Origin of the sequence: Mucilaginibacter sp. (genome assembly GCF_036383575.1) — a bacterium.
Taxonomy (GTDB): domain Bacteria; phylum Bacteroidota; class Bacteroidia; order Sphingobacteriales; family Sphingobacteriaceae; genus Mucilaginibacter.
This window is the reverse complement of the sequence record NZ_DASVOB010000228.1, coordinates 1-10,950: the sequence shown is the minus strand read 5'-3', so window position 1 is coordinate 10,950 and position 10,950 is coordinate 1. Positions and strand designations below refer to the sequence as shown.

Below are 10,950 nucleotides of genomic sequence, written 5' to 3'. Positions count from 1 at the left end.
GTCTCCTTTCTTTTTATACCGATACGTCAAAACTCAATACACGGGTATCCAATGTTTTTGGCTATGCTTCTATTACCACAAAAGGCCAAAGCCGTTTAAGCCTTACTACCAGCTATTGGACACCCGGAAACAACTATCACCTCACAGCAGGCATCAGTTACATCAATTTCCCTTTCGATTTTTATGGAATAGGTAATCATACATTAAAGGCCAACTCCGACAGGGTTGGGCAAAAACGGTTCAAAGTAAATTTTACTGCCGAAAAAAAGATTTCCAATAACCTGTACGCCGGCATAATAGGCGGCGCCTGGGATTACAAGTTCAATGACGACGATAAAACAGGCATATTTTATACCGATCCACGCGTTGAAAACCGCGACGGCGGACCAAGTGTTTATATAGGCCCTACTATTATATTTGACAACCGGAACAATAATACTTATACCACCAAAGGCCTTATTGTAAACTCCTATTTCCAGGCCATACATGGCATCTTTGGCAACAATGATTATAAAGGCGGGTTCTTTAATATCGAATACTCCCAGTTTTTTTTACTGGCACCTAAATGGGTATTGGGCCTCGATGTACAGGAACAAAGCCTTACAGGCAGCACTTCGCCATTTTATTTATTGCCAGATTTGGGAAGTGATGAACTGATGCGGGGTTATTACAACGGCCGTTTCCGCGACCGCAACATGTTAGCTGGCCAAGCCGAACTCCGTTACCGCCTCAGCAACCGCATAGGCTTCGCTGGTTTTGTTGGTACCGGCGAGGTTTTTAAAAGCAGCTTCAGCACTTCCGAACTAAAACCAAACTATGGCGGCGGTATCCGTTACTTTTTTGATGTACAAAAAGGACTTGCCGTACGTATTGATTATGGTGTAGGTCAGAAGATCCCTAATGAGAAAAGGCTAACCGGTTTTTATATAGGGCTGGGGCAATCGTTTTAAGGTTGTCTGAACTCGAATTAAACGAATTTGGTGAATTTATCGAATGTTAATTCTTTTGAATTTCTTTTTACAAATTCTGTCCGATTCAATTAATTCGTTTAATTCGAGTTCAGACCAACGGTTAATATCTCACCCTAAAATCTTCCTTACTCATCCCTGGCTTAAAAAACACCAGGCCCATATAGAACAGGTCAATAGTTACCCTAACCCTGTTATCAGCTTTAACCTGTGCCCAGGCGTATTTTGTATTTTGTGTGCGATGAATGTTTGTAAATATTACAACTGTATCGTCATGAATGGCAGGTATTAGTTTTTCAAGAGAACTGACAGCATCCTGCTTTAATGCATCTGCCAAAATCATGTCGGCACTGCCAACCTCCGGTAATCCGGTTAATGCTATGCTTTGTGACCTGAGGGCCGCCTGTTTGATAACAAATTCCATGATATAATCTTTGTCATCAGCTATTACTACTTGTTCGGGCTTAAAATAAACCACAAAACGGTAAAGCAGTTTGTAAACTTTAAGCGGCATGGTTTTTATCATGCGCTTGTCAGGATGCTGTTTTTGGAGGGTATTTTCGATCTCACGGTACACTTTTTGGTCATGATGATCGTAGATAACCGTATCGATCAGCTTGTAAACAATGGAGAGTGTATGCCGTGCCTGTTGTTGGCCCTAAAACGGTGCCGCAGGTAATTAAGCCCATACCTTATATTATACATCGCTGTAAAAATAGAAAAGGTTTAGTATTTTAGCATTACAGCGTATGATAAATCCAACCGAAGTAAATTCATTGATCCGGCTGCTGGATGATCCGGACAGCGAGATCTTTGACCATGTGTATAACAAATTGTTTTCATATGGTGCCGAGGCCATTACCTATCTCGAATCGGCTTTTGAGGAAGCTTTTGACCCTATTCAACAAGAACGCATTGCCAACCTTGTGCATGAGATCCAGTTCAGCAGCCTTAAAAACGATCTGAAACTTTGGAACCAAAGCGGCGCGTTCGACCTGCTACAAGGCATCCTGATCATTAACCGTTATCAATACCCTGACCTTGACGAGCAAAAGGTGATCAACCAGATAGAAGCCATTAAACGCGACATATGGATCCAGATGATGAATGAGGCCAGTCCGAAGGAACAGGTAAAGCTTATCAACCATGTGTTTTACAATATCTACGGTTTCAGCGGCAATACTGCGAATCACCTCGATCCGCAAAACAGTTTCCTGAGCCAGGTATTGGAAACCAAAAAAGGTAACCAGATCTCGTTAGCCATCATCTATTCCATCATAGCACAAAAACTGGATATCCCGGTTTATGGTGTAAACCTGCCCCAGCACTTTATCCTCGCCTATCTTGACGAAAGCATGCAGAGCGAGTTTGAAAGCGGCATCCTGTTTTATATCAACGCCTTTAACAAGGGGCTTTTGTTTGGCCGCCGCGATGTGGATATGTTCCTGAAGCAGCTTAACCTTAAATTTGATAAACAATTTTACGAACCCTGCTCCAATACCGATATCATCAAACGGGTGATCCGCAACCTGATCAGTGCCTATGAAAATCTTGGCTCAGTAGATAAGGTAAGGGAGGTAAATGAGTTGCTGAGCATTATGGAAGCGCCCCTGGGAGGACAAACAATTAATAGTTTTCATTAGTAGTTGCGGGGAAAGTTACCGGCAGTTTTAGGTGGCAGTTGCGGTAACTTTAACCCTTCCAATTAATGCTTCATTTTAAAAACAACTGCTACTAAAAACTGCTACTGCCACTAAAAAACCAGACCCATCCCACCAAACCCCGGTTTCATCCCATTTATTTATTCAGTAGTATTGTGCATTATACCTTGCGGGCATAATTCAAAACACTATGAACGATCTCCTGAAAAAAAACCTTAACCTTCGCAAAATTGAATTTTGGGCCGCAACTGTTATTTATGTTTTTGCCGCAATATTATTGCTGGCCAAAGTAGCTAATAGCGGCGAAAGAGAAATCTGGACACCTTACAGGTATATGTTCAATAACTATCACCTGCATTACTCCTATTCTAAATATTACTTCTTCCCTCAAATTTTCAGGTACACCGGCTACTACGGCGCCTTTTTACTTTGGAACTTCGTCATCGTTCCTGCCTTAGCCGAGAAAAGGCGGGTTGTCTGGAACATCATTTTAGGATTAGCACTCCTTACTGCCCTTTGGGGTTTGTTTGGCATCACTGATACTTGGTTAAAAGGCTACCTGTTTTACCATAAATCTGCCGATTATGTGTATAACCTCGTCTTTAAAACCAATGTGCTATACGCATTATGGGTGATGATGATGTTCACTTTTTACAGCATGATCAAATACTCAGCAAATTTCCTGTTAGGTAATGTGGATAAGATCCAGGCAAAATACAGGGTGCTCACCCACGATTGTATCATCGCGATTGTAGTTTTTATGATCATTGCCTTTATGATGGCACTTGCCGATCTCCCTGTTGAGTTGATCACAACTTTCGTAGTAATAGCACCGGTAGCAATAGGCATTTATGCCTTATCATTTTATAGTTTAATACCACAAACGCTGGCCAAAAATCGCGGCATTTTCAATTACCTGCTCAAAATTGCAGGTATTATGTTGATGATCAGCGTACCAATAGGCATTTTGACAAACTTAATATTTGAACATTCGGACTCGATATTTATTATTGGCGGTTTTAATTGTGGCATACAACTGCTTATTACAGGTCCATTCGCATGGATTATTTATAAACGCAAACTGGCGGGTAACCAGGAAATCACCTATCTTAAAACCGCCCTTGGCCGCTCCACAGCCGATCTGGATTTTCTTCGTTCACAAATTAATCCACACTTTTTATTCAACGCGTTAAATACGCTGTACGGGACCGCCCTGCAGGAAAACTCCGAGCGTACCGCCGAAGGGATTCAGCGTCTGGGTGATATGATGCGCTTTATGCTGCAGGAAAATATGCAGGAAAAGATCCTGCTGGTGCGCGAGATCGATTACCTGAACAATTACATTGCCCTGCAAAAGCTTCGCACCCAGACATCGCCTGATATCAGCATCGTGCTACAAATTGAAGACCATGTGAATGCCCTGCAAATTGCACCAATGCTATTGATCCCTTTTATTGAAAACGCATTTAAACATGGCATCAGTCTGCGTGAACCGTCACATATCAACATCAGCCTGCAAACCAAAGAGAATACACTTTACTTCGATGTGCATAACAGCATCCACCCTAAAATTGCTAATGATACCGAAAAATATAACAATGGTGTAGGGCTGGAAAATGTTAAACAGCGGCTTGTTCTTTTGTACCCCAACAAACACGAGCTGGTGATCCGCGAAAGCGCCAAAGATTTTTTCATACATTTAACCATACAACTGTAATAAGCTTTGATCACTGCCATAGCCATTGATGACGAACCCATAGCACTTGATGTGATCCGCTCGCATGCTGCGAAGGTGCCCTTCCTTGATCTCAAGGCCGAATTTACCGATGCCTTTAAAGCAATGGATTACCTGCAGCGTGAGCCGGTAGACCTGCTGTTCCTGGATATTAAGATGCCCGATATTTCGGGCATCGACCTGTTAACCTGCCTAAACAAAAAACCACTGGTAATATTTACCACCGCCTATACCGAGCACGCTGTTACCAGCTTTGAGCTCGATGCGGTAGATTACCTGTTGAAACCCTTCGCGCTTACCCGCTTCATGAAGGCCTGCAATAAAGCGTATGAGTTATACAACTTCAGGAACACCGCCGACGTTAAGGATTACATTTTCCTAAAAACAGGTTATGAGCAGGTACGCGTTAATTTCGACGACATCTACCACCTGGAAGCTACCGGCAACTACGTAAATTTTATTTTAAAGGATAGCAAGGTACTCACCCGCATGACCATTACCGAAGTTGAAGCACTGCTACCGGCCGAAAAATTCATACGCATTCATCGTTCGTTTATTGCTGCAGTAAGTAAAATTGATAAGATAGAACGCCACCAGGTAACTATTAATGGCTTTATGCTGCCTGTAGGCGGTGCTTATATTCAGAATGTGGGAATGATCAAATGATATTAGCCGATCGTGGAGACACGACCGGAGAGGACATGGACTGTGGAGAATAGAAAGATTGTCCCCGTTGCCCGTGTCCTCACGGGCAGTTATATTTGTACTATGCAGCAACGTGAACTTATCATCAGCAATTATGTAAAAGCCTACAACAGCTTTGATGTTGAGGGCATGCTTAAAGACCTTTCACCAACCATAAAGTTTCAAAACATATCCAATGGCGATGTAAACATGGAACTTGACGGTATCGAAGCCTTTCAAAAACAGGCTAAACAAGCGGCTCAGCTCTTTGAAAGCCGTGAACAAATTATCCGCTCATTTAAACATACCGGCAACAAAACCGAAATAGCAATTGATTATAACGCCGTTTTGGCTACCGATCTGCCTAATGGATTAAAGAAAGGTGACGAACTAAGCCTGAAAGGACATTCCATTTTTACTTTTAACGGAGATAGGATTGTTGGTATAATGGATCTTAGTTAAGATAATAGGAGCATACAGAGTTAATCAAAACATTTGGTTTCAGAAGGAACGAATACTTATCCAACACGTCATTGCGAGGCACGAAGCAATCCCTAATAAGCAGAGTAGCTATACATATTCGCCCTGTAAAGTCGGGGATTGCTTCGTACCTTATAATGACGCTTTTTTTATCTACTCCACCACCAATTTCTTCAGCGTGATCCCAATAGTAGCTGTTTTCCGTTTCGCGGCCGGGCCATAGCTAAAGGCTATTTTATACATCTTTTTTGATTTGATCCAGTTGATAAACTTCGGATCGCAAACCGCGTTCAGTTTATAAACGTACTGCTCGGGCTGAGGCTTGACTTCAGAAACAGCGATATAAATCGAACCCGGTGTTTTACAATCCGCCGGGGCATCAGTATTGCCCTGTTGTTCGGCAACCAGATATACTGCTATATTAAGCGTTTTATGATCGGTATACACGTAACGCTTTTGCAGGTTATTTAAAACGTAGGTAAGGTCCTGGTTGGATACGCTTTTGTATTTGATGGCTTGGCCGATAACGTTAAAGCAGGCACCGGTGATGAGCAACACTGCTAACAGCATTCTTTTCAACATAAAATGATCATTAAGGTCGAACTTTGTACTTTTCAAAAAAAAGACTGTTTACCTCAACAATAAAATTTGATTACTGTTTTCGTAAGAAGAATAAATTAGTCGTTCTTGATCATTTCCCGCTCAAAAAGCCATTCTCTTCCAGCCACGAAGCAGCCCATTCAAACCATTTACCTTTATTTTTAGAATTGTTCATCCCAAAACCATGACCACCCTCCTGGAAAAGGTGCATCTCGGCTTTTACCTTATTTTTCAAAAGCGCATCGTAAAATAAAAGGCTGTTTTGCACAGGCACTACATTATCATCCTCGGCATGCACTAAAAAGGTAGGCGGCGTATTGGCAGTCACTTGCTTTTCGTTTGAGTATAGTTCTAACTGCTCTGCCGAAGGACTTTTACCTATCAGGTTTTCCCTTGAGCCTACGTGGGCATATTCGCCAAAAGATATTACGGGATAGATCAGCATCATAAAATCCGGGCGTACGCTGACGTTTTCTTTATCTTCAATAACCGGCTTATCAAAATGTGTTCCCTCGGTTGAGGCGAGGTGCCCGCCTGCCGAAAAACCGATAATACCTATTTTAGATGGATTAATATTCCATTCAGCTGCATTTTTACGTACGGTATATATAGCCATCTGCGCATCCTGCAATGGGCCGATAGATTTATCGGCCATGATATCATCACTTGGCAAGCGATATTTCAACACAAAAGCCGTCACACCAATTTTGGCAAACTCCTGTGCAATTGCCTTTCCTTCATGATCCGAAGCCAGTCCGGAATATCCGCCACCGGGGCAAACAACAATTGCAGCACCGTTGGCTTTACCTTTTTCGGGCAGATAGGGCGTTAATGTTGGTTCAGTAACCAGAGTAATCCAACTCCTGTTGTCTGTTTTTTCAACATAGGCTGCGGGAGCCTTTTTTGAGTTAGGCACACCTTTAGGATAAAGAGGCATTGGTTTTTCCTGCGCATAGCAGGTAAAGGTTATAGCGGTCAAGACTAAGGCAGATAAGATGGTTTTCATATTTTTAAAAGGCAAATTGGATCTGTCCAAAATACAATTAATATGCTGAAAACAAAAAACGGAGTGTCATTTCTGATAACTCCGGTTTCTTATATTAAAACAACCAGCGTCATTGCGAGGCACGAAGCAATCCCCTACTTTACAGGGCGGATGTGCAAAACCCCTCTGCTCATCAGGGATTGTTTCGCACCTCGCAATTACGCCTTTTTTTGTCTTATTCTTTTTACGTCTTCGGCCCACCAAATTCCATCAGGTAGGCTTTCAGGAAATCATCCAGATCGCCGTCAAGTACCGCTGCGGCATTGGAGGTTTCATGATCGGTACGCAGGTCTTTCACCAGTTTGTACGGATGTAAAACATAGTTGCGGATCTGTGAGCCCCACTCTATCTTCTTTTTGTTACCCTCAATAGCGTTGGTCAACTCCATACGCTTGCGCATCTCAATTTCATATAACTGGGATTTAAGCAAGCGGATAGCATTATCCTTATTTTGCAATTGTGAGCGTGATTCCTGGTTTTTGATGATAATACCCGATGGTTTGTGATACAAACGAACGGCAGTTTCCACCTTGTTCACGTTCTGTCCGCCAGCACCACCCGAGCGGAAGGTTTCAAACTCGATATCGGCCGGGTTTACCTCAATTTCAATGGTATCATCAACCAATGGGTATACATAAACAGACGCAAACGAAGTATGGCGCTTAGCGTTGGCATCAAAAGGCGATACGCGCACCAAACGGTGTACACCATTTTCTCCTTTTAAATATCCATAAGCAAATTCGCCTTCCAACTGCAGCGTAACGGTTTTTACACCGGCCACGTCGCCTTCCTGGTAATCCTGCTCGGTTACTTTGTAGCCATTCTTTTCGCCCCACATAATGTACATACGCATGAGCATACCGGCCCAATCGCAGCTTTCGGTACCACCGGCACCGGCCGTGATCTGAAGTACAGCATTCAGCTGATCTTCTTCGGCCGAGAGCATGTTTTTAAATTCAAGCTCTTCAACAGCTTTTAAAGCCGCATTATATTGTTCCTGCATTTCGGCCTCGGTGGCATCGCCGCCCTGGTAAAATTCAAAAAGTACACCGGCGTCATCAACTGCAGCCACTACTTTCTGAAAAGCATCTGTCCAAACTTTTTTTATTTTGATGGATGCCAGTACCTTTTCTGCCTCTTTAGGATGATCCCAAAAATGCGGACCTATGGTTATTTCCTGTTCTGCCTGCAATAACTCCAGCTTCTTATCAATGTCAAAGATGCCTCCTCAGGGAAGTTACTCTATCCCTTAAATCCTGAACTTGTTCTTTAGTCATGCGGCAAATATATATAATTTGAAAAATTGCTATAAATAAAAAGGCCTGCAAATTGTTTAACAATCAGCAGGCCATTCATTAGGCAGATGTAATAGTATGTTAGGCAACCATCAGGTTGTTCACAAGCGGGTTCAGATCGGTACGGTTACCGTTCAGTTTAGTTAGCATGGTGCCCAAAGCAAATTCTTTGGCCTCACCGCTTTTGGTTTCTTTAACCAGCTCATTCATTACAGCCGGGATCAAAGCTTTGGCAACTGCTAAAGCATGTGCCGGATCGATACCGTAAAAATTGTTGAGCTTGTTGGCAAAACTGTAAGTTATGCTTGATACTAATGAATTGTTGTACTTACCCGAAAACTGAAAATACTTTATTAGCTCTTTTACCTTGCCACTTTCAAGCTGACCTTTTAATACTTCAATGATCGAACTTGAAGCTTCATTGATCACTGCATCATGATGTTTAGCAGGAATTACCGGGTTATTGATAACAGCCGTCCCGGCGTTATCTTTTACAAGCAAAAACAGTTTTTCAAACATAGTATTACGTGTTTTTAGAGTAAATTTACAAATTGATGATAAATACCTCATTTGATTACCATCGACACAAATATATCAAATAAAAATTTTAAACTTCAAAATATATTTATAATTTCTTTGTAATATTCATAATTTTTAGGTGTAAAACAAACACTATGCCCGCCGTGTTTAATAAACACTAAGACAGACAATTATTTTATTTAACAACCACCTTCCAATTAACTTTTTACTTTTGTTAAAAAACAACACAATTATGCTGCCAACTACCGATTTTACGACAACCCAGGCGTACAAATATCTTACAGATCATTACATTGATATTGTATCAAAAAGCCTTAAGGAATTGTTTGATGCTGATGACCAGCGCTTTAATAAGTTCTCGATCCAGTTTGAGGATATCCTGCTTGACTATTCAAAGAACCGTATCGACGATGAAACCATCGCTTTATTGATACAACTGGCCAAAGAATGCTCACTAAAAGAGGCGATAGACGCCATGTATTCGGGCGAAAAGATCAACGTTACCGAAGGCCGGCCGGTACTGCACATCGCATTACGTAACCGCAGCAACACTCCTATTTATGTTGATGGTAAAGATGTTATGCCCGATGTAAATAAAGTGCTTGACCAGATGAAATCTTTCAGCGAAGCCATTATTTCAGGCGAATGGAAAGGTTACACAGGCAAAGCTATTACCGATGTGGTTAATATTGGCATCGGCGGATCTGACCTTGGCCCGGTAATGGTTACCGAAGCATTAAAAGCATACAAAAATCATTTGAACCTCCACTTTGTAAGTAACGTGGATGGTACACATATAGTTGAAACCCTGAAAGCGGTTGATCCGGAAACTACCCTGTTCCTGGTAGCTTCAAAAACTTTTACCACCCAGGAAACTATGGGCAATGCCCACAGCGCGCGCGACTGGTTCCTGGCCAGCGGTGCTACTGAAGCTGATGTGGCTAAACATTTCGCGGCCCTTTCAACCAATGCAGCAGCTGTTGAAAAATTTGGTATCGACACCAAAAACATGTTTGAGTTTTGGGATTGGGTTGGCGGCCGTTACTCTTTATGGAGCGCTATCGGTTTATCAATTGCCCTGAGCATAGGTTTTGAAAACTTTGCCGATCTGCTTGCCGGTGCTCACGCTACCGACAATCATTTCAAATCTGCCGAGTTTGACCAAAACATTCCTGTTATTATGGGCTTGATCGGGATCTGGTATAACAACTTCTTTGAGGCTGAAACTAATGTGATTTTGCCTTATGATCAGTACCTGCACCGTTTCTCGGCCTATTTCCAGCAAGGCGATATGGAAAGTAACGGCAAACATGTTGATCGTAACGGCAAAGATGTTGACTACTCAACCGGCCCGATCATTTGGGGTGAGCCAGGTACAAACGGCCAGCATGCATTTTACCAATTGATTCACCAGGGTACTAAACTGATCCCTGCCGATTTCATCGCTCCTGCACAATCGCACAACCCGCTTGGCGAGCACCACAACATGTTACTGTCAAACTTCTTTGCACAAACCGAAGCCTTAATGAACGGTAAAACCGAAGAGGTGGTTATTGAAGAATTGAAAGCAGCCGGAAAATCAGACGAAGAGATTGCTAAAATTGCTCCATTCAAGGTATTTGAAGGTCACCGTCCAACAAACTCATTCCTGATTAAAAGGATCACTCCATACACGTTAGGTGCACTGATTGCCGCGTATGAGCACAAGATCTTTACCCAGGGCATCATCTGGAATATATACAGCTTTGACCAATGGGGTGTTGAGCTTGGTAAACAACTTGCCGGCAAAATTCTTCCAGAGTTAAAAGATAATGCGGAGATCAGCAGCCATGACTCATCAACTAATGGCTTGATCAATCAATATAAAGCCTGGAGGTAATCTCCCCAACCTCCTAAGGGGGGAAGTTTTATAATAACTGCCGCGGGCTTGTAGCCCGTGGTT

11 protein-coding genes are annotated in these 10,950 nt (G+C 42.4%); 6 read left to right on the top strand and 5 right to left on the bottom strand.

Annotated elements, in window-relative coordinates:
- On the top strand, positions 1-950 hold a 950-nt coding region (locus VF500_RS08235; RefSeq protein ID WP_330859215.1), incomplete at its 5' end, for a polymerase.
- A gap of 121 nt (positions 951-1,071) precedes the next feature.
- Here the strand turns inward: VF500_RS08235 and VF500_RS08230 are convergent.
- The gene (locus tag VF500_RS08230) at positions 1,072-1,545 is read right to left on the bottom strand and encodes a hypothetical protein (RefSeq protein WP_330859214.1); all 474 of its coding nucleotides are present in this window, start codon (positions 1,543-1,545) and stop codon (positions 1,072-1,074) included.
- A gap of 172 nt (positions 1,546-1,717) precedes the next feature.
- On the opposite strand from VF500_RS08230, the gene VF500_RS08225 reads away from it, so the two are divergent.
- The 4 genes from VF500_RS08225 to VF500_RS08210 all read left to right on the top strand — a co-directional run bounded on the left by VF500_RS08225 (position 1,718) and on the right by VF500_RS08210 (position 5,510).
- Positions 1,718-2,611 carry a transglutaminase-like domain-containing protein gene (locus VF500_RS08225; RefSeq protein ID WP_330859213.1) on the top strand — a complete coding sequence of 298 codons (894 nt, stop codon included), beginning with the start codon at positions 1,718-1,720 and terminating at the stop codon, positions 2,609-2,611.
- 208 nt (positions 2,612-2,819) lie between these two features.
- Positions 2,820-4,346, top strand: coding sequence for a sensor histidine kinase (locus VF500_RS08220; RefSeq protein ID WP_330859212.1), 1,527 nt, complete (start codon positions 2,820-2,822; stop codon positions 4,344-4,346).
- A gap of 6 nt (positions 4,347-4,352) precedes the next feature.
- The gene (locus tag VF500_RS08215) at positions 4,353-5,030 is read left to right on the top strand and encodes a LytTR family DNA-binding domain-containing protein (protein ID WP_330859211.1); all 678 of its coding nucleotides are present in this window, start codon (positions 4,353-4,355) and stop codon (positions 5,028-5,030) included.
- A gap of 102 nt (positions 5,031-5,132) precedes the next feature.
- Positions 5,133-5,510, top strand: coding sequence for a nuclear transport factor 2 family protein (locus VF500_RS08210; RefSeq protein ID WP_330859210.1), 378 nt, complete (start codon positions 5,133-5,135; stop codon positions 5,508-5,510).
- 171 nt (positions 5,511-5,681) lie between these two features.
- On the opposite strand, the gene VF500_RS08205 is transcribed toward VF500_RS08210, so the two are convergent.
- The 4 genes from VF500_RS08205 to VF500_RS08190 form a co-directional block, all read right to left on the bottom strand.
- Positions 5,682-6,146: a hypothetical protein gene (locus VF500_RS08205; RefSeq protein WP_330859209.1), complete on the bottom strand. Its 465-nt coding sequence runs from the start codon at positions 6,144-6,146 to the stop codon at positions 5,682-5,684.
- A 73-nt stretch (positions 6,147-6,219) separates the two neighbouring features.
- Positions 6,220-7,134 carry an alpha/beta hydrolase gene (locus VF500_RS08200; protein WP_330859208.1) on the bottom strand — a complete coding sequence of 305 codons (915 nt, stop codon included), beginning with the start codon at positions 7,132-7,134 and terminating at the stop codon, positions 6,220-6,222.
- A 223-nt stretch (positions 7,135-7,357) separates the two neighbouring features.
- A protein-coding gene (prfB, locus tag VF500_RS08195; RefSeq protein WP_330859207.1) for a peptide chain release factor 2 occupies positions 7,358-8,450 on the bottom strand; the annotation gives its coding sequence in 2 pieces (ribosomal slippage) (positions 7,358-8,389 and positions 8,391-8,450; 1,092 coding nt in all).
- A gap of 99 nt (positions 8,451-8,549) precedes the next feature.
- Positions 8,550-8,987 (bottom strand): hypothetical protein, encoded by a 438-nt coding sequence (locus VF500_RS08190; RefSeq protein WP_330859206.1) that lies wholly within the window; start codon positions 8,985-8,987, stop codon positions 8,550-8,552.
- Positions 8,988-9,240: 253 nt separating this feature from the next.
- Here VF500_RS08190 and pgi point away from each other — a divergent pair, with 253 nt between their 5' ends.
- Positions 9,241-10,887 (top strand): glucose-6-phosphate isomerase, encoded by a 1,647-nt coding sequence (gene pgi, locus VF500_RS08185; RefSeq protein ID WP_330859205.1) that lies wholly within the window; start codon positions 9,241-9,243, stop codon positions 10,885-10,887.
- Positions 10,888-10,950: the final 63 nt, after the last annotated feature.

Bases quoted from the DNA above. Each gene is read 5' to 3' on its own strand.
- VF500_RS08220 (WP_330859212.1), top strand. From the start codon at position 2,820: ATGAACGATCTCCTGAAAAAAAACCTTAACCTTCGCAAAATTGAATTT.
- pgi (WP_330859205.1), top strand. From the start codon at position 9,241: ATGCTGCCAACTACCGATTTTACGACAACCCAGGCGTACAAATATCTT.
- VF500_RS08200 (WP_330859208.1), bottom strand. From the start codon at position 7,134: ATGAAAACCATCTTATCTGCCTTAGTCTTGACCGCTATAACCTTTACC.
- VF500_RS08225 (WP_330859213.1), top strand. From the start codon at position 1,718: ATGATAAATCCAACCGAAGTAAATTCATTGATCCGGCTGCTGGATGAT.
- VF500_RS08190 (WP_330859206.1), bottom strand. From the start codon at position 8,987: ATGTTTGAAAAACTGTTTTTGCTTGTAAAAGATAACGCCGGGACGGCT.
- VF500_RS08210 (WP_330859210.1), top strand. From the start codon at position 5,133: ATGCAGCAACGTGAACTTATCATCAGCAATTATGTAAAAGCCTACAAC.